The following is a 22,762-nucleotide window of genomic DNA, read 5'->3' as shown; positions in this document are numbered from 1 at the left end:
TGATTCCTGATAAGTTCAGAAAAACGCCTCTTAGTGGCACGCCTATGGCCTCAATGCCTATGTCCGAACTGCCCTTTTCCCTTGATCAATTGCGCATCCTGAAGGCGATCGCCCTCGAAGGAAGCTTTAAGCGAGCCGCTGACAGCCTTTACGTCTCCCAACCCGCAGTGAGTTTACAGGTGCAAAACCTTGAGCGCCAACTGGATGTTCCCCTATTTGACCGCGGGGGACGCCGTGCCCAACTCACCGAAGCCGGACAACTCCTACTGGCTTACGGCGATCAAATTCTCTCCCTGTGCCATGAAGCCTGCCGTGCCATCGAAGACTTACAAAAATTGCAGGGGGGGACATTGATCATTGGAGCCAGCCAAACCACCGGCACCTACCTGATGCCCCGCATGATTGGCCTGTTTCGCAGCAAATATCCCGAAGTCGCTGTTCAACTGCATGTGCATTCCACCCGCCGCACCTGCTGGAGCTTGGTCAACGGTCAAATTGATCTGGCAATTATTGGTGGTGAAGTTCCCTCAGAACTCAGCGAGCAAATTACCGTCACCCCCTATGCTGAGGATGAACTGGCACTGGTTTTACCCGTGGATCATCCCTTGGCTAGTGCTGAAACCCTCACCAAAGAAGACTTGTACAAGCTGGGCTTTATTGCTCTCGATGCCCAATCCACCATTCGCAAGGTGATTGATCAGGTGCTGCAGCGCGCCAACATTGACCCCCGCCGCCTGAAGGTGGAGATGGAGCTGAATTCCATTGAGGCGATTAAAAACGCCGTGCAGTCGGGCTTGGGGGCTGCCTTTGTCTCCATTTCCGCCATTGAGAAGGAGTTACAACTGGGGAGCCTACGGCGGATGGGTATCGAAAATGTGGTGGTGAAACGCACCCTGTCACTGATTACCAATCCCAATCGCTACCGATCGCGGGCAGCCGAGGTCTTCTGCCGTGAAATTCTCACCCAATTCGCCACCTTTGCCATTGATACAGAACTGACAACGGCCAAGTCCCCCATCTCCGATAGTGAAAAACCCCTTAAGGAACTGCTGACGATCGCCCCCCTTGAGGACAACAGCACCAATGTCAGTAATTCTTAGGGCGACGCAGTGGCAGCCAACAGGCAGAATAGTCGCGCTCAGGAGAGTTTATTATTTCAAAAGATCGGAGTATGATAATAGATCGCGCTGTTCATAACTGATGACCATGGCCCTGCAACACGACATTAAACAAGAAATCATCAACACCTACCAGATCCACGGTACCGATACTGGCTCTGCGGATGTCCAAGTTGCCATCCTCACGGAGCGGATCAAGCAGCTTTCTGAGCATCTCAAGGCGAATAAAAAAGATCACGCCTCTCGCCGAGGACTGCTGAAAATTATTGGCCGTCGCAAGCGGCTACTGGCCTATATCCATCGCCACGATGCCCAGCGCTATCGCCAACTCATTGAACGTCTAGGAATTCGGGGTTAAAGACAATGGCAAAACGGTCGGATCTGCCTTTTGAGCCTAAAAAGAAAAAAGGAGCAACCAAGTCTGCCAAAGCTCCTGCTGCCGCAGCCGTCCGTTCTAATACCCCAAAATCCCCAGCCAAGCCAGCCAAAAAAAGTACAGGCATTCCAGAAATTGTCAGCCAACGCATGGTTACCCGGATGGCAATCTGCTGTGGTACCCCCACGCTTTTGGGATTGATGACGTTTCCCCTGAGCTATTTGGTCGTCCACGAGGGCTGGTTCAAGTTGCCCAATGTGGCAGTGGTTATCGTTAGCTTAGGCCTGTTTGGCCTTGGGGCGCTGGGACTGAGCTATGGCATTCTTTCTGCATCTTGGGATGAGCACGAGCAGGGAAGTTGGCTCGGCTGGCGAGAGTTTCGCACCAATTTTGGTCGTGTGGTCGAGAGTTGGCAGGCCTATCAGGCTCAGCGATCGCAAAATGCCGAGTGAGCGCACCCCTTGAGACGAGGAGCAGCTTCTGATTAAAAAATCAAAAAAGTATAAAGAATTCTTGATGAATTCCAGTTGCTTTTCTCGATTTATTTACTATACACTCGGGCAGTGAGGGTCGCTTAACCGCCGTTCCCTGAGGGCACTACCCATGACAGCCACTGAACCGTCCCCTGTTGAGACTCCCATAGAGATAGGGAATCTGCAAATCAGCCTACAGTCCTCGATCTTTCTGCAAAATTTGCTGGGGTTGGTAGCGGAGACGCTAGAAGATGTCGTGGGTCTCGATGATGCCTCTGGGTTTATTGCCCTTGTAGGGCAGCAAATGGGCAATCAAATCAACGCTCTCTACACTCAAGCCCTTGGCGATCGCCCCCTTGATGCCAAGACGGTTGCCCAAATTCTTGTGGATCTCAAAAATCGCATTGAAGGGGGATTTTTCCTGATTGAGCAGGATGAGGAACGTATTATCTTAGGGAATCAGCGTTGTCCCCTTGGCAGTGGCGTGGTGGGTCATCCCTCGTTGTGCATGATGACCTCAAATGTGTTTGGCGTGATTGTGGCGCACCATTTGGGCTATGCCAAGGTCTGTATTGAAAAGGCGATCGCCAATGGGGATCAAGGGTGCCACGTGGTGATCTATACCCAACCTACTGCTGCGGCCTCAGCGGCCAAGGGGCGAGAATACTATCGCATTGAGTCAGTCTAAGCCAGTCAAGTCCTTACATTCCGGCGGGGTTAAGATGAGCGACTTTACACTCGATATTGGCGCATGGATCGATCTGTTGCCAGAGCCAACGCTGGTCATGAATGTCCAAGGCCAAATTGTGGCCATTAACCCTAGCGGTCGTGAATTTTTCGGCGGCAACGTTCTGGGTCGCAGCCTCAGTGAACTGGTGGTCACCCCGCCAGAGAAACTGCATCAATGGCTGCCCCTTTGGCAGCAAGCCACCCAAATGGTACCCGGCAGCCTCCGCAGCCACCAAGGACAAAAAATCGAAGTGGAAGCCGTGGGTATCCACCGTTGCCAGCCCCCCTTGATTCTCCTGCGCCTGTTTCGCCAGCCCCGTTTTCTGCGACAGTTCATCGTCCAACGGCAGCAGTTTCAGCGCTTGCAAGAGCAAATGGCCCGGCAAACAGCTCTAATTGTGGAGCTACAGCAGCGGCAAAAACAGCTAGAGGCGGAAAATCGCCACCTACAGGGGGTCTCACAGCAAGATAGCCTGACTAAATTGGCAAATCGCCGTGCCTTTGAAGCCTGTCTGCGGACAGCTTGGCGGGAATCGGCCACCACCCATACCCCCTTTGCCATTGCCCTGCTGGATATTGACCACTTCAAGCGCTACAACGACACCTATGGCCATCTGGCGGGCGATCGCGCCCTGCAACGGGTAGCCCACGCCATTAAATCCCAAGTGCGGGAAGCTGATCTCGTGGCTCGCTATGGCGGTGAAGAGTTTATTCTCCTGTTGCGCCACACCCACCATGACGTTGCCATTTGCGTTTTAGAGCGGATTTTTAACTACATTCGCAGCCTAGGGATTCCCCATGCCAGTTCACCAGTGCAACCCTACCTCACCGTCAGTGCCGGCATTTGCATCGTGAGCGCCACCCTTAGGGACTGCCCAATGGCGGAGCTGGTAGCGACTGCTGATGCTGCCTTGTACGAGGCCAAACGCTCAGGGCGCGATCGCTATGTGTTACAAACCTATGCTTGGATGAGTGCGCCTGTCTCTTCCAGCCAAGAAATTCAGTCCTACCCCTAGGGAAAGCCCCTGTAGCTGCCCCTGCTAGATATAATGTGGGTGGCCAAAGCACGGCAATCCCCTAGCCAAAACGTGATAGTTGATCGCGGTTGGGACGTTGTGTTGCAGAATGTAAAGCTGAGTAAATTTTTGGAGATTGTGTAGCCCATGTACAATGCGACGAATTCTGGCAGTCGGATGTTTCGCTATGAAGTGGTGGGACTGCGACAAAATGCCGAAACCGATAAAACCGACTATGCCATCCGCAACAGTGGCAGTCAATTTTTCAACGTTCCCTATGACCGCATGAATCAGTTTATGCAGCAGATTACCCGCTGGGGGGGCAAAATTGTCAGCATTCAACCCCTCGATGGTACAGCTGCGCCCTTGGCTGCCACCACGGAACCCGTATCCAATAATGGTACTGCCCCTGTTAAAGAAAAGAAAGTTGATATTCCCGTCAATATCTATCGTCCCAATAATCCCTGCATTGGTAAGGTCATTTCCAATGAAGAGTTGGTGCGCGAAGGGGGCGAGGGAACCGTCAAGCATATCATCTTTGACATCTCTGGTACCGAGTTGCGCTATCTCGAAGGCCAAAGTATTGGCATTATTCCTGCGGGTACTGACGCCAACGGCAAACCCCACAAGCTGCGCCTCTACTCGATTGCCTCGACCCGCCACGGCGACTTTCAAGATGATAAAACCGTCTCCCTGTGTGTGCGGCGCCTAGAGTACAAGGACAAAGAAACCGGCGAAACCATCTATGGGGTCTGTTCTTCTTACCTGAACCAACTGCAACCTGGCGATGAAGTGAAAATCACTGGGCCCGTGGGTAAGGAAATGCTCCTGCCCGATGATCCAGAAGCAACGATCATTATGTTGGCAACAGGAACGGGGATTGCCCCCTTCCGTGCCTTTTTGTGGCGCATGTTCAAAGAAAATAATCCAGACTATCAATTCAAGGGTCTGGCATGGCTCTTCTTTGGCGTTGCCTATACCGCGAATATCCTCTACAAGGATGAGTTAGAAGAACTGCAGGCAAAGTATCCCGATCAGTTCCGCCTCACCTATGCCATTAGCCGTGAGCAGAAAACCCCCGACGGCGGCAAGATGTACATCCAAGGTCGCATTGCTGAGCATGCGGATGAAATCTGGCAACTCCTGCAGAAGAAAAACACCCATGTGTATATTTGTGGTCTGAAGGGGATGGAGCCGGGTATTGATGAAGCAATGGCAGCAGCGGCAGCCAAAAATGGTGCCGATTGGCAAGAGTTCCTCAAGGGCACGCTCAAAAAAGAAGGCCGTTGGCACGTGGAAACCTACTAGGGAGATCAGTTGGGGGGCGATCGCCCCCTTTTTTCCTCAATGCCAAGTGCCCTTTGGATCTGTCAGGATAGAAGTAAATCACCTGATCGAGCTGTTACTGAGAAATCAATGTGTGGCGTAGGGTCGCTAAAATGTAACCTATTTAACGCCAAGTCATGAGCATTCTCGTATTCTTCTAATGGTGAGTACCCAGCGATCGCCTATGATTTATCCTCGCTTTCTGCGCAAAGCCTACCGTAAAGAACCCATCTCCGCCTTCCTTCTGCTAATGGGAGGTGTGGATTCGACCATTGGTGGCTTGGGGGGCTACAACGGTCTGCTGCTATTGGGTCTAGGTTTGATGGGCAGCGCGCTGCTCTATCGCCTGCTCCAGCGATCGCCCGAACGTCCTCTCCCTGAGAAAGTGCCCCAGTATGCGCTGCCGCCCCAATCCTCCCAGCCCTTGCCGATGCTGACGATGAGCAAAAAACAGCCCCCCCTGCGCTAAGCCAAAGCTGAGATCATCGTCTGAAATTTCCACAGGATTTCCTGCCATTCCCGTTCCGGGTGAGAGCCTTTGACAATCCCCGCCCCAGCAAAAAGATGGGCATGGTTGCCCTGAAGGTGGGCAGAGCGAATTCCGACAATGAATTCCCCTTCTCCGCTGGGTGTCACCCAACCAAGGGGAGCAGCATAGCCATTGCGATCAAAGGGTTCCAGTTGCCGCAGCCAGTCCTGTGCCCGTGAAGCAGGATACCCCGCCACTGCGGGCGTTGGATGTAAGGCCGCCACCCCTTGGAGAATATGAATGGGTTGCGGCAGCGGGGCCTGAATCAGCGTTTGCAGATGTTGGATATGACTTAGCTCAAGGATGTGCGGTTTGGGAGGCACCTCACAGGTCATGCCCAACTGTTGGAGGGTTTGGCAGAGAAATTCAACAATGACCTGATGCTCGTAGCGTTCCTTGGGGCTGTGGTAAAGGCCATTGCGCAGGCTTTGATCCTCCTGTTGGGTTTGCCCACGGGGACGGGAACCCGCCAAAGCATCGGCACAGAGAACGCCATCGGCAATCTTGACCAAGCGTTCGGGACTCGCCCCCAAAAAGACCTGCTGCCGCTCTTGGCCAACACTAAAGATGTAGCAATTGGCGTACTGCTGACGCAGATTTTGCAACGTTCCCAGCCAGTTGAACCCCTGAGGCTGCTCTAGGGTGAGGGCAGCGGCCAAAACCAATTTTTCGAGGTCTCCCTCCTCAAGGAGCTTGAGAGCCTGCTGGACACTGGTAATAAATTGCCCGTATTGCTCAGCTAGAGGCGGAAGAGCGATCGCCAGTGGTGGTGGACAGGGGGGCGGATCAGCCAGAATGTGGGTCAGTGCCCGCTGCACTAGTTGCCAGTCTTGCCAGAGGCGATGGGGTGTACTGGTCTCTAAGGCACAACTAAGGGTGAGCCAAACCTGATCCAGACGCTGAATCACCTGCCAGCGGGGTAAGAACCCCCAGTTAGAGCCTAGGTGATCCCAAAAACTAAATTGACAGAACAGGCGCGGTTCGGCTGGAGCAATCGCCCACACTCGGCTGAGGATTTGTTCACTAAAACGCTGGAGTTCCCCAAACCGTTGATGTCCCTGAACACTGCGGGTCGCCACCGCACCACAGGCAGCAACAATCTCTCCCGCTTGCTCAAGGTAAAAATGCTCACTTTCGCCACTGACCTGCATCAGGCCAGCCAACAGCATCAGGGGATCAACGGTGGGTAAGGAGATGCCTAAACTGAGGAACTGACAATTGGCCTGCTGTGCTGCCTGCATTCCAGCGCTGACCTGAGTATAAAACTCGGACTCAGAGGCCAAATCAAAAGTAAGGGGCAGCGAAACGGGCATAACCAAACAAGGTCAAGATTGCCCTTACATTTTCCCCTTGGCAGGGAACCTTTGGCAAAAAGACTGGAACTTCCCTGTCTGCCTGAGTATGCTGAGGAGTAGGATCACGGTCTATTTCTGAGGCAAACATGGCTAAGGTTGTGAAAACAGATGCGGAATGGCAAGCTCAACTTACCCCTGAGCAGTACTATGTCACCCGCAAGAAGGGAACGGAGCGCGCCTTTACGGGCTGCTACTGGAATAACAAAAAGCCCGGACTCTATCGCTGTGTCTGCTGTGGCACGCCGCTCTTTCGCTCTGAGACCAAGTATGACTCTGGCAGTGGCTGGCCGAGTTTTTGGCAACCCCTTGACCCCAAAAATATCCGCATGGAGCGGGATCTGTCCCATGGCATGGTGCGCACAGAAGTTCTCTGTAATGTCTGTGATGCCCACCTCGGCCATGTCTTTGAGGATGGCCCGCCACCCACGGGACTGCGCTACTGCATTAACTCAGCGGCACTGGAATTTATCCCTGACTCTGCCGCCTCTTGATGACCCCCGTGATTGAACAACTGCAAAGTCTCAACCGCATTTTGGTAGAACTGGCGCGGCGGCAGCCGTTCCACGGAGCAAACTTTGAGGAGATTTTGCAGGACATTCTCTGGACGAGTGCCCGCAGTCTCAATGTGGCACGGGTGAGTCTGTGGTTTTATTCGGGCGATCGCCAGCAAATTCAATGTGTGCAGTTGTTTCAGCAGTCGCCCCAGGCCTTTACGGTGGGGATGACCCTCACTGCTAGTCATTACCCCGACTATTTTGCTGCCCTTGAACAGGAGCGCACGATTACGGCCCATGACGCTTGGCACGATCCCCGCACGCGGGAGTTTCGCAAGACCTATTTAGAACCTCTTGGCATTACCTCGCTGTTGGATGTGCCGATTTGGGTTGAAGGGAGCATGATTGGCATCCTCTGCCACGAACACATTGGTTCACCCCGCCAGTGGACTATTGCCGAAGAGCAGTTTGCCGCTTCCCTCGCGGATCTGGTGTCTTTGGTGGTAGAAAGTCGCGATCGCCACCGTGCCCTCAGAGCACTAGAGGAAAGCGAAGCCCGCTTAGCCACCTTCTTTCAAGCCACCTCTGAGGCAGTAGTCATCCATGAGCAGGGGACAATTCTTGATGTCAACGCCGCAACTGAACGGCTGTTTGGTTATACGGCTTCAGAACTAGTGGGGCAGTCGGTGTTGTTGCTGACCCATCCAGAGGCGCGATCGCTGATTTTAGAGCGAATTCAGCAGCCCATTGATGTTCCCTTTGAAGCCCTTGCTCGCACCAAAAGTGGTGAAGCACTGATTGTTGAGGTTCAGGGAAAATCCATTCTCTATCGGGGGCGCTGGGCGAGGGTGGTGGGAATACGGGATATTACCCAACGCAAAACCGCTGAACAGAACGTACAATTGGCTGCCCAACGGCAACAACTGCTGGCGGAAATTGCCCTGCGCATTCGCCAAACGCTGGAATTGCCAGAGATTCTCAATACCACGGTGGTGGAAGTGCGCCGCTATCTCCTCAGCGATCGCGTGTTTATTGTCTCTTTTGATCCGAGGACAGAGGAGATTCAAGTGGTGGCGGCGGCGATGGCGCCCCAGTGGCACACGAATCTTGAGGCTCTCCTGCAAAACGTGCATTACCGTTCACGGCTGCTGACCACACCGGCCACACTCTCCTGGGAGCGGGAAATGCTTGATCCCCATCTGCGACAGGTGTATGCAGCGCACCATATCCAGTCTTGTCTGCTGATTCCGATCCAACATCAGCCCCAGGGCCCGTGCTTTTTACTGGGAGTCCACCAATGTGACCGCCCGCGAGAGTGGCAGCCCTACGAGCGCGCTTTTTTGGAGCAGTTGGCGACTCAGGTGGCGATCGCCCTGCAACAAGCAGAACTTTATCAACAACTGGCGGCCTTGAATGCCAATTTGGAACAGCAGGTGGCAGAACGCACCGAGCAGTTGCAGCAAAAAATGCGTGAACTAGAGGAACTCAACCACCTCAAGGATGTCTTTTTGCATGCCGTATCCCATGATTTACGCACCCCTGTCCTAGGTACCCTGATGGTCATTAACCATCTCTTGCAGAACGACACCAGCGACACGATTCCTGTGCCCCGCAGCACCTTGACCTGTATTCAGCATAGCCAGCAGCGGCAACTACATCTGATTGAAACACTGCTGCACATTGACGTGGATCAGCAACCTTCCCTCTCTTTGGCGATCGCGCCCACATCCTTAGCCACGCTTGTCAAGGAGATCTTGGCGGAGCTACAACCGCTGCTCCAGAAAAATAAAGCCACCGTGAAACTTGATATCCCCCCCACGTTGCCCCTTGTGCCTGTTGATCCTATGCAACTGCGGCGAGTCTATGAGAATTTGATCACCAACGCCCTCAAACACAATCGTCCCGGGATCACCATCACCCTGACGGCAGAGGAACAGGGAGATAGCCTTTACTGCACCGTCAAGGATGATGGCGTCGGCATCCGCCCTGACCAGCGATCGCACCTTTTTGATCTCTATTATCGTGGCGGTGCAAACCACCATCGCACGGGCATTGGTTTAGGTCTGTATCTCTGCCGAGAAATTATTATCGCTCATGGGGGTGAAATCGGCGTCAAAGAGGGCGATGCGCAGGGAGCGACGTTTTGGTTTCGGATTCCCTTAGCCAACCCAATTTAGAGCATTGTTACCCTTGACAAACCCAAGGAAAAGCGAGAGACTTAAGGCCAACTTCATCGTTTTCTCCCGGTTTCCTGTAAAATGGCCAGTTGAACCTTTCTGTTTTAACTCAACTCTCGTGGGCGTTTGTGCATAGGTTCCCTTTTAGCCACGAAACTAGGATTGTTAAGACATGAAACATATCATCTGGCTTTTATCCCTCTGACCTGTCGCGGTGACTCCGCTACGGCACGTCAGAAAACTCTTACAACTCATACATTTATTTATTAGGAGCAATAGTGAGTCGTTATGTTGGGCAAACTCCGTGACCTCATGGGCCTAACCCCAGAGACTGACATCTACGATGAGGAATACCCTCAAGGAACGGCACGAACGCTAACCACGGAACCGGAGGTGGAACCGCTGCCCGCATCGCGGCCAACCCTGAGTCATGACTTTGACACTAGTCCGTCTCCCTCAGTTGCCACTGGTTCAGTGCCGACGGGATCAGCTCCTTCGAATGTGATTGGGATGCCCAATGCCGGTCGTTGGTGGGGGGCAGTGGCGGAAGTTTTGGTGATGCAGCCCCGCAGTTTTAGTGAAATGCCTGAGGTGATCAAGGCTCTTAAAGAGCGGAAGTCTGTGGTGCTAAATCTGACCTTGATGGAGCCAGAGCAAGCCCAACGCTCAGTGGATTTTGTTGCCGGTGCCACGTTCACGATTGATGGTCACCAAGAGCGTATTGGTGAAAGCATTTTCCTGTTTACACCGAGCTGTGTGCAAGTGAGTACGCAAGTGGGTGGCGTTCGCCCAGCTACCACACCTGTTGCCCCCCCACCCGCTTGGGGGATGAATGCCCAACAACAGCGTAGTGCCTAGGGTGCCGGCTCTTGGAATCATTGGCTGTGGCCGCATGGCGGAGGCAATGCTTTCGCGGTTGCTGGCAGATGGTCTCTTGCCAGAGCAGGTGTGGGTATCGGCGCGATCGCCTCAGCGGCAGCAGTATCTAGCCCACACCTATGGGGTCAGGGTGACAACGAACCTAGAAGTCGCTACAGCCGAAACGCTCCTACTGGCGGTCAAGCCACAGGTCTTTGCCGATATTGAGTCAGAACTGGCGGATACGCCGGTAGCTCAGGGCACTGGCGTTGCCCTTTCCATTATGGCAGGGATCAACAGTGGGCGGCTGCGGCGACTGTTTCCCCAGCGGTTGATCTTTCGGGCGATGCCGAATACACCAGCCCAAGTGGGCGCCGGCGTGATTGCCCTTGTTAGCGATAGTGCCGCCAGTGAACTGGAGATTCGCAAGATTAAGAATTTGTTAGGGGTACTGGGGCAGGTGGTGGCTGTCAGTGAAGGGCAAATGGACGCAGTCACCGCACTTTCTGGCTCAGGGCCTGCCTTTGTTGCCCTGATGGTGGAGGCACTATGCGATGCGGGGGTGGCAGTGGGGCTATCGCGATCGCTGACACAGGAACTCGTTTATGGCACAATAGCAGGCACAGTACAATTACTTAATGAGCGCGGGCTGCATCCGGCGCAACTCAAGGATGCGGTCACCAGTCCTGCGGGGACAACCATTGCGGGTCTCGAAGTACTGGAAGCTGCTGGTGTGCGTGGAACCCTCATGCAAACGGTAAAAGCGGCCTACGAGCGTGCCCAAGCCCTCAACTAAGTGCCTATGCCCAACTCTGCCACAACCGCTGACCCCCCCGCCATTGAAGGCTTAGATGTGAAGGTGGTGTTCATTGACTACTTTGCCTGTGTCACTGCCATCACTGCCTTGAGTTTGAGCCAAATTTGCCACTGGAGTCTGTTGTCTCCCCTGCCCTACCGTTGGGGACTAGTCGTGGGGGTCGTCGTGGGAGCGATCGCGGCCTATTGGCATCACACGAAAGTTCTGGCGGTGTCACTGCCACAAATGCCACAACTGGAGGCATGGCTGAGGAATAACGGCTATGGAAGTGTAGAGACCGACAATAATTTGGCGATTTACCGATCGCCCCAAAGCTGGCGACGCGGAGCCATTATTTTAGAAACCTTGGGCGATCGCCGGCGCGTGTACAGCCGCGCGGTTACCATTGGGCAACTACAACGGGACTTGGCTGAGGGTGGACTGTGACTGACTTTGGACGTGTGATTACCGCCATGATTACGCCATTTACAGAGGATGGCGCGATCGCCTACGATGTGGCGGCAGAACTGGCACAGCACCTTGTGGCCAACGGTTCCGATGGTATTGTTGTTTGCGGCACTACCGGCGAATCCCCCACCCTCACTTGGGAAGAGGAATTTCAACTCTTTCAAACAGTGCAGCAGGCTGTGGCAGGCAAAGCCAAGGTGATTGCAGGTACGGGTTCCAACTCCACTCGTGAAGCCATTCATGCCACGGCAAAGGCCGCAGAACTCGGCCTCGATGGTGCCCTCTTGGTGGTACCCTACTACAACAAACCCCCTCAAGAAGGACTCTATGCCCATTTTCAGGCGATCGCCAAGGCAGTGCCGGACTTTCCCCTCATGCTCTACAACATCCCCGGCCGTACAGGGCAAAATCTACTCCCTGAAACCGTCATCCGCCTTGCCGAATATCCCAACATTATTGCCATCAAAGAGGCCAGTGGCAACCTTGACCAAGCCAGCACCCTTCGTGCCCAGCTGCCGCCACATTTTCGCATTTACTCTGGGGATGATTCCCTAACGTTGCCATTGCTGGCCGTGGGTGGTTATGGTGTCGTCAGTGTGGCCAGTCACCTTGTTGGTCGACGGATTCAAGAGATGATCCAAGCTTTTATCCAAGGCGACACAGCAACAGCGACTGCTATTCATTGTCAACTATTGCCCCTGTTCAAGGTTTTATTTGTGACGACGAATCCGATTCCGATCAAAGCTGCCCTCAGCCTGCAAGGTTGGGCGGTGGGTGCTCCCCGACTGCCCCTCACGTCTGCGAGTGACGCTGTGATTGACCAATTGAAGCCTGTTTTAGATGCTCTTGGCCTACTGAAGTCTTAAGACAACGCTGGGCATTTCCCAAGCTGCACCTTTTTGTTGTTTCATCGTAAGGAGACCTATGAGTCAATCCGCTGCAACTGCTGCCCTAAAAATTATTCCCCTCGGTGGGCTGCACGAAATTGGCAAGAACACCTGTGTTTTTGAATTCCAAGATGAAATTATTTTGCTGGACGCAGGGTTAGCTTTTCCCACTGATGGCATGCATGGGGTCAATATCGTCTTACCCGATATGACGTACCTGCGGCAAAACCGCGAAAAAATCAAGGGAATGATTGTGACCCATGGTCATGAAGATCACATTGGTGGCATCCCCTTTCATCTCAAGCAGTTTGATATTCCCGTCATCTATGGCCCGCGTCTCGCGATGGCACTGCTCCAAGGGAAACTGGAAGAGGCAGGGGTTGGCGATCGCACCGAACTGCGCACGGTACAGCCGCGGGAGATGGTGCGTTTGGGCAAAAACTTCCTTGTGGAGTATATCCGCAATACCCATTCCATTGCCGATAGCTTCTCCGTGGCGATTCATACCCCCATTGGCGTGATTATCCACACCGGGGATTTCAAATTTGACTTTACCCCCGTTGATGGCGAGTGCTTTGACATTCAGCGGCTGGCAGAGCATGGAGAAAAGGGGGTTCTCTGTCTCATTAGTGACTCCACCAACTCGGAAGTGCCCGGCCACACCCCCTCGGAGCGATCGGTGTTTCCCAACTTGGATCGTGCCTTTAGCCAAGCAGAGGGGCGGATTATTTTTACCACCTTTGCCTCTTCGGTACATCGCCTCAGTATGGCCTTGGAATTGGCGCAAAAGCATGGCCGCGTGGTTTCGGTCTTGGGGCGATCGATGCTCAATGTCATTGCCCATGCGCGGCAGTTGGGCTACATTCACTGCCCAGACGATCTCTTTGTGCCACTGCACATGATGCACAAGTACCCCGATCATCAGGTGATGTACCTGACCACTGGCTCCCAAGGGGAACCTCTGTCTGCCCTGACGCGGATTTCCAAAGGGGAACACAACAAAATTAAAATTCGCCCCGGCGATACTGTGATTCTCTCGGCTCACCCCATTCCGGGGAACACGATTGCCGTGGTCAACATGATCGATCGCCTGATGATGCAAGGCGCCAAAGTCATCTACGGTCGCGAACAGGGCATCCACGTCTCTGGCCATGCCTGCCAAGAGGATCAAAAGCTAATGCTGGCCTTGACGAAGCCCAAGTTCTTTTTGCCCGTACATGGCGAGCACCGCATGCTGGTGAAACATGCCCAAACGGCTCAGAGCATGGGCATTCCCCCGGAGAATATGGTGATTATTGACAACGGCGATGTGGTGGAACTCACCCGTGACTCGATTCGGGTCGTCGATAAGGTACCTGCTGGTATTGAGTTACTGGATCGCGGTGGCATTGTCAAAGCCCATGTGCTGCAAGAGCGACAACAACTGGCTGAGGAAGGCATTATCACCGTGGCGGTGGCGGTGGGTACTGATGGCAGTCTGAAAGCTACTCCTGAAGTCCACCTGCGGGGTGTGGTCACGGCGATTGAGCCACAGGCTTGGCAGGCTTGGGTACATGCCACGGTCGAAACTGCTTTGAGCGATCGCTGGAGTGAATATGCCCGCAACGGCGATATCGATTGGGCAGGGGTCAAAGCCCACATTGAACGCGAACTGGTGCGACTGGTGCGCCGTGAACTTCAGGGCAATGCCTCAGTCCTATTGCTTCTGCAACCCATCGAAGTCACCCCCACTGTGACGACAGGAATTCGGCGGCGTCGCAGCACCGCTTCTGTGGTTGGCTAGCATCAAGCCCCTTGGGCAGGAGAAGGTGCCTATTTTGTAGGGCATCCCTGCCCGTTTATTTTTGTTGCCGCTGCGCTAGCTAGCGTTGAAACGATCGGGGGCTTTCAGTAGTTAACAACTAAAGCTAGAATTACAATAACTGACTAGTACCAATGTCGCAAATAAAAATTGTGGCGCGCAATGGATATTGATGATTTTGATCTTAATTCGATGACTACTGCAGCTCAGCATCCTGACCCTTGTGTGCGTCGGCAGGTAGCGCAGTCTGCTACTACTTCACCAAACATTTTGCGGATGTTGGCCAATGACCCCCATGAAAAAGTGCGCCTTGCGGTTGCTGCCAATGGCAATACCCCTGCTGAAGTCCTAGAGGCTTGGCTATCGGAAGCTCAAAGCAATAAACCGTTAGCAGAAGCTCTTGCCCAGAACCTCAGTGCATCCCATACTCTCCTGACAACTTTAGCACAACATCCAGCGGCCAATGTCCGCCGTAAAGTGGCGATGAATCCCCAGACCCCTCCAGCGACCCTCTATAAACTAGCTGAGGAATTTCCGGCGGCAGTAGCTCGCAATCCTGGGATGAAACTCCTTGTGCTCCAAGACAGTGAACGACAGAGCATTAGTGATGAAGCCTTAATACGAATATTAGAGCTTACAGAGCCGCCGACTTGGGCATTGACAGTTGCAGTTCAGCGTCAAAGCGCAAAAGTAAGACAGCAGGCGGCTAGGGCAACAACGATTCTTCCTGAACTCCTCGAAACCCTTGCGAAGGATAAGGAGAGTGATGTCCGCCAAGCGGTAGCGAGGAACCCCAATACTCCTGCTTCTGTTTTGGAAGCCCTTGCTGAGGATGAGGATAGCGATGTCCGCCAAGCAGTAGCGGGGAACCCGAATACCCCTGTCTCACTCCTCGAAACCCTTGCTGAGGATAAGGATTGGGATGTTCGTGAAGCAGTAGCGGAGAACCCCAATACTCCTGCCTCTGCCCTCGAAACCCTTGCGAAGCATTGGTGGTATGTCCGCGCAGCAGTAGCGGGGAACCCGAATACCCCTGTCTCACTCCTCGAAACCCTTGCGAAGGAGAACGATTTGATTGTCTGCGGAGCAGTAGCACGGAACCCCAATACTCCTGCTTCTGTTTTGGAAATCCTTGCGAAGGATGAGTATTGGGCTGTTCGCGGAGCAGTAGCACAGAACCCCAATACTCCTGCTTCTGTTTTGGAAATCCTTGCGAAGGATGAGTATTGGGCTGTTCGCGAAGCAGTAGCACAGAACCCCAATACTCCTGCTTCTGTTTTGGAAATCCTTGCGAAGGATGAGTATTGGGCTGTTCGCGAAGCAGTAGCACAGAACCCCAATACTCCTGCTTCTGTTTTGGAAACCCGTGCGAAGGATAAGGATAGCGATGTCCGCAGAGCAGTAGCGGGGAACCCCAATACTCCTGCTTCTGTTTTGGAAACCCGTGCGAAGGATAAGGATAGCGATGTCCGCAGAGCAGTAGCGGGGAACCCCAATACTCCTGCTTCTGTTTTGGAAACCCTTGCGAAGCATTGGTATGTCCGCGCAGCAGTAGCGGGGAACCCCAATACTCCTGCTTCTGTTTTGGCAACCCTTGCTGAGGATGAGGATAGATATGCTCGCAGAGCAGTAGCGGGGAACCCCAATACTCCTGCTTCTGTTTTGGAAATCCTTGCGAAGGATGAGGATAGCGATGTTCGCAGAGCAGTAGCGGGGAACCCCAATACTCCTGCTTCTGTTTTGGAAATCCTTGCGAAGGATGAGGATAGCGATGTTCGCAGAGCAGTAGCGGGGAACCCCAATACTCCTGCTCCTGTTTTGGAAACCCTTGCGAAGGATTTGTATTTGGATGTTCGTGAAGCAGTAGCGGGGAACCCCAATACTCCTGCTTCTGTTTTGGAAACCCTTGCTGAGGATGAGGATAGCGATGTCCGCAGAGCAGTAGCAGAAAGACCTGAAATTGTTTCGTTGATTGAGGAGGCTAAGAGCAACGACACCTCTACCATCCGACTAGCAGAGCTAGCTAGCCACTTTTATACGGGTGTTTGCGCAGCAGTAGCACGGAACCCGAATACTCCTGCTTCTGTTTTGGAAATCCTTGCTGAGGATGAGGATAGCGATGTCCGCAGAGCAGTAGCAGAAAGACCTGACATTGTTTCGTTGATTGAGGAGGCTAAGAGCAACGACACCTCTACCATCCGACTAGCAGAGCTAGCTAGCCACTTTTATACGGATGTTCGCGCATCAGTAGCGGGGAACCCGAAGACGCCTACCTATGCCCTCGAAATCCTTGCTGAGGATGAAGCTCAGGATGTTCGCGCGGCAGTAGCGGGCAACCCGAAGACGCCTACCTATGCCCTCGAAATCCTTGCGAAGGATGAATATGAGGCTCAGGATGTTCGCGCATCAGTAGCGGGGAACCCGAATACCCCTGTCTCACTCCTCGAAACCCTTGCGAAGGATAAGGAGAGTGATGTTCGCCAAGCGGTAGCGGGGAACCCCAATACTCCTGCTTCTGTTTTGGAAATCCTTGCTGAGGATGAGGCTCAGGATGTTCGCGCAGCAGTAGCGGGGAACCCGAAGACGCCTACCTATGCCCTCGAAACCCTTGCGAAGGATAAGGAGAGTGATGTTCGCCAAGCGGTAGCGGGGAACCCCAATACTCCTGCTTCTGTTTTGGAAATCCTTGCTGAGGATGAGGCTCAGGATGTTCGCGCATCAGTAGCGGGGAACCCGAATACCCCTGTCTCACTCCTCGAAACCCTTGCGAAGGCTGAGGATAGCGATGTTCGCAGAGCAGTAGCGGGGAACCCCAATACTCCTGCTTCTGTTTTGGAAATCCTTGCGAAGGATGAGGATAGCGCTGTTCGCAGAGCAGTAGCAGAAAGACCTGAAATTGTTTCGTTGATTGAGGAGGCTAAGAGCAACGACACCGCTACCATCCGACTAGCAGAGCTAGCTAGCCACTTTTGTACGGATGTTCGCGCAGCAGTAGCGGGGAACCCCAATACTCCCGCCTCTGCCCTCGAAACCCTTGCTGAGGATGAGGAGAGTAATGTTCGCGCAGCAGTAGCGGGGAACCCGAATACCCCTGTCTCACTCCTCGAAACCCTTGCGAAGGATGAGGATAGGGATGTTCGCAGAGCAGTAGCGGGGAACCCGAATACTCCTGCTTCTGTTTTGGAAACCCTTGCGAAGGATGAGGATAGCGATGTCCGCAGAGCAATAGCAGAAAGACCTGAAATTGTTTCGTTGATTGAGGAGGCCAAGAGCAACGACACCGCTACCATCCGACTAGCAGAGCTAGCTAGCCACTTTTATACGGATGTTCGCCAAGCAGTAGTGCGGAACTCCAATACTCCTGCTTCTGTTTTGGAAACCCTTGCTGAGGATGAGGATAGCGATGTCCGCAGAGCAGTAGCAGAAAGACCTGAAATTGTTTCGTTGATTGAGGAGGCTGAGAGCAACGACACCGCTACCATCCGACTAGCAGAGCTAGCTAGCCACTTTTGGACGGATGTTCGCGCAGCAGTAGCGGGGAACCCGAAGACGCCTACCTATGCCCTCGAAATCCTTGCTGAGGATGAAGCTCAGGATGTTCGCGCGGCAGTAGCGGGCAACCCGAAGACGCCTACCTATGCCCTCGAAATCCTTGCTGAGGACGAGGCTCAGGATGTTCGCGCAGCAGTAGCGGTCAACCCGAAGACGCCTGCCTCTGCCCTCGAAACCCTTGCGAAGGACAAGGAGAGTGATGTTCGCGCAGCAGTAGCGTGGAAGCCCAATACTCCTGCTTCTGCCCTCGAAACCCTTGCTGAGGATGAGGAGAGTAATGTTCGCGCAGCAGTAGCGTTGAACCCCAATACTCCTGCTTCTGTTTTGGCAACCCTTGCGAAGGATTCGTATTGTCGTGAAGCAGTAGCGGGGAACCCCAATACTCCTGCTTCTGTTTTGGAAACCCTTGCGAAGGAGAACGATTGGACTGTCCGCGCAGCAGTAGCGGGGAACCCCAATACTCCTGCTTCTGTTTTGGCAACCCTTGCTGAGGATGAGGATAGATATGCTCGCAGAGCAGTAGCGGGGAACCCCAATACTCCTGCTTCTGTTTTGGAAACCCTTGCGAAGGAGAACGATTGGACTGTCCGCGCAGCAGTAGCGGGGAACCCGAATACCCCTGTCTCACTCCTCGAAACCCTTGCGAAGCATTGGTATGTCCGCCAAGCAGTAGCGGGGAACCCGAATACCCCTGTCTCACTCCTCGAAACCCTTGCGAAGGATGAGGATAGGGATGTCCGCCAAGCAGTAGCGGGGAACCCGAATACCCCTGTCTCACTCCTCGAAACCCTTGCGAAGGATAAGGAGAGTGATGTTCGCGCAGCAGTAGCGTGGAAGCCCAATACTCCTGCTTCTGCCCTCGAAACCCTTGCGAAGGATAAGGAGAGTGATGTCCGCCAAGCAGTAGCGGGGAACCCGAATACTCCTGCTTCTGTTTTGGAAACCCTTGCGAAAACCCTTGCGAAGGATAAGGAGAACGATTGGACTCTCTGCGTGGCAGTAGCAAAAAGACTGTTGATTGAGGAGGCTAAGAGCAACGACACTGCTACCACCCGATTAGCAGAGCTAGCTAGCCACTTTTATACGTTTTATATTTATACGGATGTTTTTTATATTTATACGGATGTTCGCGCAGCAGTAGCGGGGAACCCCAATACTCCTGTCTCACTCCTCGAAACCCTTGCGAAGGATAAGGATTGGGATGTTCGTGAAGCAGTAGCGGGGAACCCCAATACTCCTGCTTCTGCCCTCGAAACCCTTGCGAAGGATAAGAATAAGTATGTCCGCCAAGCAGTAGCAAGAAGACCTGAAATTGCTGCTTTAATCACGGAAGCTAACAGTGGCAACACTTCTACAGACCGACTAGCTGAACTAGCTAGCCACTTTTGTACGGATGTTCGCGCAGCAGTAGCGGGGAACCCGAAGACTCCTGTCTCACTCCTTGAAACCCTTGCGAAGGATTCGTATTGTCGTGAAGCAGTAGCGGGGAACCCGAAGACTCCTGTCTCACTCCTCGAAACCCTTGCGAAGGATAAGGAGAGTAATGTTCGTGAAGCGGTAGCGGGGAACCCCAATACTCCCGCCTCTGCCCTCGAAACCCTTGCTGAGGATGAGGATTGGGATGTTCGCAGAGCAGTAGCGGGGAACCCCAATACTCCTGCTTCTGTTTTGGAAACCCTTGCGAAGGATGAGGATTGGGATGTTCGCAGAGCAGTAGCGGGGAACCCCAATACTCCTGCTTCTGTTTTGGAAGCCCTTGCTGAGGATTGGTATGTTTGCGTAGCAGTAGCGGGGAATCCCAATACTCCTGCTTCTGTTTTGGAAATCCTTGCTGAGGATGAGGATAGCGATGTTCGCAGAGCAGTAGCGGGGAACCCCAATACTCCTGCTTCTGTTTTGGAAACCCTTGCGAAGGATGAGGATAGGGATGTTCGTGAAGCAGTAGCGGGGAACCCCAATACTCCTGCTTCTGTTTTGGCAACCCTTGCGAAGGATTCGTATTGTCGTGAAGCAGTAGCAAGAAGACCTGAAATTGCTGCTTTAATTACGGAAGCTAACAGTGGCAACACTTCTACAGACCGACTAGCCGAACTAGCTAGCCACTTTTGTACGGATGTCCGCCAAGCAGTAGCGGGGAACCCCAATACTCCTGCTTCTGTTTTGGAAACCCTTGCGAAGGATGGGGATTGTCGTGAAGCAGTAGCAAGAAGACCTGAAATTGCTGCTTTAATTACGGAAGCTAACAGTGGCAACACTTCTACAGACCGACTAGCCGAACTAGCTAGCCACTTTTGTACGGATGTCCGCCAAGCAGTAGCGGGGAACCCCAATACTCCTGCTTCTGTTTTGGCAACCCTTGCGAAGGATTGGTATTTGGATGTTCGCGCAGCAGTAGCGGGGAACCCCAATACTCCTGCTTCTGTTTTGGAAACCCTTGCGAAGGATAAGGAGAGTGATGTTCGCCAAGCAGTAGCGTGGAACCCTAATACTCCTGCTTCTGTTTTGGCAACCCTTGCGAAGGATTGGTATTTGGATGTTCGCGCAGCAGTAGCGGGGAACCCCAATACTCCTGCTTCTGTTTTGGCAACCCTTGCGTTGGTATTTGGATGTTCGCGCAAAGGAGCAGTAGCGAACCCCTATACTCCTGCTTTTGATGTTCGCGCAGCAGTAGCGGGGAACCCCAATACTCCTGCTTCTGTTTTGGAAACCCTTGCGAAGGAGAACGATTGGACTGTCCGCAGAGCAGTAGCAGAAAGACCTGAAATTGTTTGGTTGATTGAAGAGGCTAAGAGGAACGACACCGCTACCATCCGACTAGCAGAGCTAGCTAGCCACTTTTGTACGGATGTCCGCCAAGCAGTAGCGGGGAACCCCAATACTCCTGCTTCTGTTTTGGAAACCCTTGCGAAGGATAAGGAGAGTAATGTTCGTGAAGCGGTAGCGGGGAACCCCAATACTCCTGCTTCTGTTTTGGCAACCCTTGCGAAGGATTGGTATTTGGATGTTCGCGCAGAAGTAGCGGGGAACCCCAATACTCCTGCTTCTGTTTTGGAAGCCCTTGCGAAGGATAAGGATAGGGATGTTCGCAGAGCAGTAGCGTGGAACCCTAATACTCCTGCTTCTGTTTTGGAAGCCCTTGCGAAGGATTGGTATTTGGATGTTCGCGCAGCAGTAGCGGGGAACCCCAATACTCCTGCTTCTGCCCTCGAAACCCTTGCGAAGGATAAGAATAAGTATGTCCGCCAAGCAGTAGCAAGAAGACCTGAAATTGCTGCTTTAATCACGGAAGCTAACAGTGGCAACACTTCTACAGACCGACTAGCCGAACTAGCTGGCCACTTTTGTACGGATGTTCGCGCAGCAGTAGCGCGGAACCCTAATACTCCTGCTTCTGTTTTGGAAACCTTTGTGAAGGAGAACAAATGGGTTATCCGCGTGGCAGTAGCGCGGAACCCTAATACTCCTGCTTCTGTTTTGGAAACCTTTGTGAAGGAGAACAAATGGGTTATCCGCGTGGCAGTAGCGGGCAACCCGAAGACTCCTACCTATGCTCTCGAAATCCTTGCTGAGGATGAAGCTCAGGATGTTCGCGCAGCAGTAGCGGGGAACCCGAAGACTCCTGTCTCACTCCTCGAAACCCTTGCGAAGGATAAGGAAAGTGATGTCCGCAGAGCAGTAGCAAGAAGACCTGAAATTGCTGCTTTAATCACGGAAGCTAACAGTGGCAACACTTCTACAGACCGACTAGCTGAACTAGCTAGCCACTTTTGTACAGATATTCGCGCAGCAGTAGCGGGCAACCCGAAGACTCCTACCTATGCTCTCGAAATCCTTGCTGAGGATGAAGCTCAGGATGTTCGCGCAGCAGTAGCGGGCAACCCGAAGACTCCTACCTATGCCCTCGAAATCCTTGCTAAGGATGAATATGAGGCTCAGGATGTTCGCGCAGCAGTAGCGGGGAACCCGAAGACTCCCGCCTCTGCCCTCGAAACCCTTGCGAAGAATAAGGAGAGTTATGTCCGCCAAGCGGTAGCGAGGAACCCCAATACTCCTGCCTCACTCCTCGAAACCCTTGCGAAGGATGAGGTTTGGTATGTTCGCGCAGAAGTAGCACGGAACCCGAATACTCCTGCTTCTGCCCTCGAAACCCTTGCGAAGGATGAATATGAGGCTCAGGATGTTCGCACAGCAGTAGCACGGAACCCGAAGACTCCCGCCTCTGCCCTCGAAACCCTTGCGAAGAATAAGGAGAGTTATGTCCGCCAAGCGGTAGCGAGGAACCCCAATACTCCTGCCTCACTCCTCGAAACCCTTGCGAAGGAGAACGATTGGACTGTCCGCGCAGAAGTAGCACGGAACCCGAATACTCCTGCTTCTGCCCTCGAAACCCTTGCGAAGGATGAGGTTTGGTATGTTCGCAGAGCAGTAGCGTTGAACCCGAATACTCCTGCTTCTGTTTTGGAAACCCGTGCGAAGGATCAGGATAGCGATGTTCGCGCAGCAGTAGCGTTGAACCCGAATACTCCTGCTTCTGTTTTGGAAATCCTTGCGAAGGATGAGTATTGGGCTGTTCGCGAAGCAGTAGCAGAAAGACCTGAAATTGCTGCTTTAATCACGGAAGCTAACAGTGGCAACACTTCTACAGACCGACTAGCCGAACTAGCTAGCCACTTTTGTACGGATGTTCGCGCAGCAGTAGCGTTGAACCCGAATACTCCTGCTTCTGTTTTGAGAACCCTTGCTATGGATGAGAATTGGGATGTTCGCAGAGCAGTAAAGGAGAACCCCAATAATCCTGCCTTTTAGA

At 53.2% G+C, this 22,762-nt stretch carries 16 protein-coding genes; 15 read left to right on the top strand and 1 reads right to left on the bottom strand.

Annotated features, from left to right (window positions below):
* Window positions 1-59: 59 nt before the first annotated feature.
* The 7 genes from RHI63_RS05120 (at window position 60) to RHI63_RS05090 (ending at window position 5,507) form a co-directional block, all read left to right on the top strand.
* On the top strand, window positions 60-1,100 hold the full coding sequence (locus tag RHI63_RS05120) for a LysR family transcriptional regulator (RefSeq protein WP_310744911.1): 1,041 nt from the start codon (window positions 60-62) through the stop codon (window positions 1,098-1,100).
* 106 nt (window positions 1,101-1,206) lie between these two features.
* Window positions 1,207-1,476, top strand: a complete 270-nt coding sequence (gene rpsO / locus RHI63_RS05115) for a 30S ribosomal protein S15 (RefSeq protein ID WP_206201355.1) — start codon at window positions 1,207-1,209, stop codon at window positions 1,474-1,476.
* Between the two features lie 5 nt (window positions 1,477-1,481).
* Window positions 1,482-1,946 carry a PAM68 family protein gene (locus RHI63_RS05110; protein ID WP_206201354.1) on the top strand — a complete coding sequence of 155 codons (465 nt, stop codon included), beginning with the start codon at window positions 1,482-1,484 and terminating at the stop codon, window positions 1,944-1,946.
* 151 nt (window positions 1,947-2,097) lie between these two features.
* Window positions 2,098-2,655 carry a methanogen output domain 1-containing protein gene (locus RHI63_RS05105; RefSeq protein ID WP_206201353.1) on the top strand — a complete coding sequence of 186 codons (558 nt, stop codon included), beginning with the start codon at window positions 2,098-2,100 and terminating at the stop codon, window positions 2,653-2,655.
* Window positions 2,656-2,689: 34 nt separating this feature from the next.
* Window positions 2,690-3,712, top strand: coding sequence for a diguanylate cyclase domain-containing protein (locus RHI63_RS05100; RefSeq protein ID WP_310453412.1), 1,023 nt, complete (start codon window positions 2,690-2,692; stop codon window positions 3,710-3,712).
* Between the two features lie 147 nt (window positions 3,713-3,859).
* Window positions 3,860-5,020, top strand: a complete 1,161-nt coding sequence (gene petH, locus RHI63_RS05095; protein ID WP_310821964.1) for a ferredoxin--NADP reductase — start codon at window positions 3,860-3,862, stop codon at window positions 5,018-5,020.
* A 178-nt stretch (window positions 5,021-5,198) separates the two neighbouring features.
* The gene (locus RHI63_RS05090) at window positions 5,199-5,507 is read left to right on the top strand and encodes a hypothetical protein (protein ID WP_226971987.1); all 309 of its coding nucleotides are present in this window, start codon (window positions 5,199-5,201) and stop codon (window positions 5,505-5,507) included.
* Here RHI63_RS05090 and RHI63_RS05085 read toward each other — a convergent pair.
* A complete protein-coding gene (locus RHI63_RS05085) occupies window positions 5,504-6,880 on the bottom strand; it encodes an isochorismate synthase MenF (RefSeq protein ID WP_206201349.1) in 1,377 nt (458 codons plus the stop codon). The genes RHI63_RS05090 and RHI63_RS05085 overlap by 4 nt on opposite strands.
* A gap of 128 nt (window positions 6,881-7,008) precedes the next feature.
* On the opposite strand from RHI63_RS05085, the gene msrB reads away from it, so the two are divergent.
* The 8 genes from msrB to RHI63_RS05045 all read left to right on the top strand — a co-directional run bounded on the left by msrB (window position 7,009) and on the right by RHI63_RS05045 (window position 22,761).
* Window positions 7,009-7,413 (top strand): peptide-methionine (R)-S-oxide reductase MsrB, encoded by a 405-nt coding sequence (gene msrB, locus RHI63_RS05080; protein ID WP_206201348.1) that lies wholly within the window; start codon window positions 7,009-7,011, stop codon window positions 7,411-7,413.
* The gene (locus RHI63_RS05075; protein WP_310821963.1) at window positions 7,413-9,593 is read left to right on the top strand and encodes a GAF domain-containing protein; all 2,181 of its coding nucleotides are present in this window, start codon (window positions 7,413-7,415) and stop codon (window positions 9,591-9,593) included. The genes msrB and RHI63_RS05075 overlap by 1 nt, the downstream gene beginning before the upstream one ends.
* A 288-nt stretch (window positions 9,594-9,881) precedes the next feature.
* Window positions 9,882-10,451, top strand: a complete 570-nt coding sequence (locus RHI63_RS05070; RefSeq protein ID WP_206201346.1) for a cell division protein SepF — start codon at window positions 9,882-9,884, stop codon at window positions 10,449-10,451.
* Window positions 10,426-11,247, top strand: coding sequence for a pyrroline-5-carboxylate reductase (gene proC / locus RHI63_RS05065; protein ID WP_206201345.1), 822 nt, complete (start codon window positions 10,426-10,428; stop codon window positions 11,245-11,247). Before RHI63_RS05070 ends, proC begins: the two co-directional genes overlap by 26 nt.
* A gap of 6 nt (window positions 11,248-11,253) precedes the next feature.
* On the top strand, window positions 11,254-11,694 hold the full coding sequence (locus RHI63_RS05060; RefSeq protein ID WP_310821962.1) for a hypothetical protein: 441 nt from the start codon (window positions 11,254-11,256) through the stop codon (window positions 11,692-11,694).
* Window positions 11,691-12,581 (top strand): 4-hydroxy-tetrahydrodipicolinate synthase, encoded by an 891-nt coding sequence (gene dapA / locus RHI63_RS05055; RefSeq protein ID WP_302679018.1) that lies wholly within the window; start codon window positions 11,691-11,693, stop codon window positions 12,579-12,581. The genes RHI63_RS05060 and dapA overlap by 4 nt, the downstream gene beginning before the upstream one ends.
* Window positions 12,582-12,639: 58 nt before the next feature.
* The gene (locus RHI63_RS05050) at window positions 12,640-14,385 is read left to right on the top strand and encodes a ribonuclease J (RefSeq protein WP_206201342.1); all 1,746 of its coding nucleotides are present in this window, start codon (window positions 12,640-12,642) and stop codon (window positions 14,383-14,385) included.
* A gap of 210 nt (window positions 14,386-14,595) precedes the next feature.
* Window positions 14,596-22,761, top strand: coding sequence for a hypothetical protein (locus tag RHI63_RS05045; protein ID WP_310828271.1), 8,166 nt, complete (start codon window positions 14,596-14,598; stop codon window positions 22,759-22,761).
* Window position 22,762: the final 1 nt, after the last annotated feature.

The organism is Thermosynechococcus sp. GLH187, assembly GCF_031583395.1.
Taxonomy (GTDB): Bacteria; Cyanobacteriota; Cyanobacteriia; order Thermosynechococcales; family Thermosynechococcaceae; genus Thermosynechococcus.
Note: the sequence above shows the minus strand (reverse complement) of the source record. Positions and strands in the feature narration are given on the sequence as shown.

Coding starts and splice junctions, on each gene's coding strand:
- RHI63_RS05120 (WP_310744911.1), top strand. CDS start 60: ATGTCCGAACTGCCCTTTTCCCTTGATCAATTGCGCATCCTGAAGGCG.
- rpsO (WP_206201355.1), top strand. CDS start 1,207: ATGGCCCTGCAACACGACATTAAACAAGAAATCATCAACACCTACCAG.
- RHI63_RS05110 (WP_206201354.1), top strand. CDS start 1,482: ATGGCAAAACGGTCGGATCTGCCTTTTGAGCCTAAAAAGAAAAAAGGA.
- RHI63_RS05105 (WP_206201353.1), top strand. CDS start 2,098: ATGACAGCCACTGAACCGTCCCCTGTTGAGACTCCCATAGAGATAGGG.
- RHI63_RS05100 (WP_310453412.1), top strand. CDS start 2,690: ATGAGCGACTTTACACTCGATATTGGCGCATGGATCGATCTGTTGCCA.
- petH (WP_310821964.1), top strand. CDS start 3,860: ATGTACAATGCGACGAATTCTGGCAGTCGGATGTTTCGCTATGAAGTG.
- RHI63_RS05090 (WP_226971987.1), top strand. CDS start 5,199: ATGGTGAGTACCCAGCGATCGCCTATGATTTATCCTCGCTTTCTGCGC.
- RHI63_RS05085 (WP_206201349.1), bottom strand. CDS start 6,880: ATGCCCGTTTCGCTGCCCCTTACTTTTGATTTGGCCTCTGAGTCCGAG.
- msrB (WP_206201348.1), top strand. CDS start 7,009: ATGGCTAAGGTTGTGAAAACAGATGCGGAATGGCAAGCTCAACTTACC.
- RHI63_RS05075 (WP_310821963.1), top strand. CDS start 7,413: ATGACCCCCGTGATTGAACAACTGCAAAGTCTCAACCGCATTTTGGTA.
- RHI63_RS05070 (WP_206201346.1), top strand. CDS start 9,882: ATGTTGGGCAAACTCCGTGACCTCATGGGCCTAACCCCAGAGACTGAC.
- proC (WP_206201345.1), top strand. CDS start 10,426: ATGCCCAACAACAGCGTAGTGCCTAGGGTGCCGGCTCTTGGAATCATT.
- RHI63_RS05060 (WP_310821962.1), top strand. CDS start 11,254: ATGCCCAACTCTGCCACAACCGCTGACCCCCCCGCCATTGAAGGCTTA.
- RHI63_RS05050 (WP_206201342.1), top strand. CDS start 12,640: ATGAGTCAATCCGCTGCAACTGCTGCCCTAAAAATTATTCCCCTCGGT.
- RHI63_RS05045 (WP_310828271.1), top strand. CDS start 14,596: ATGACTACTGCAGCTCAGCATCCTGACCCTTGTGTGCGTCGGCAGGTA.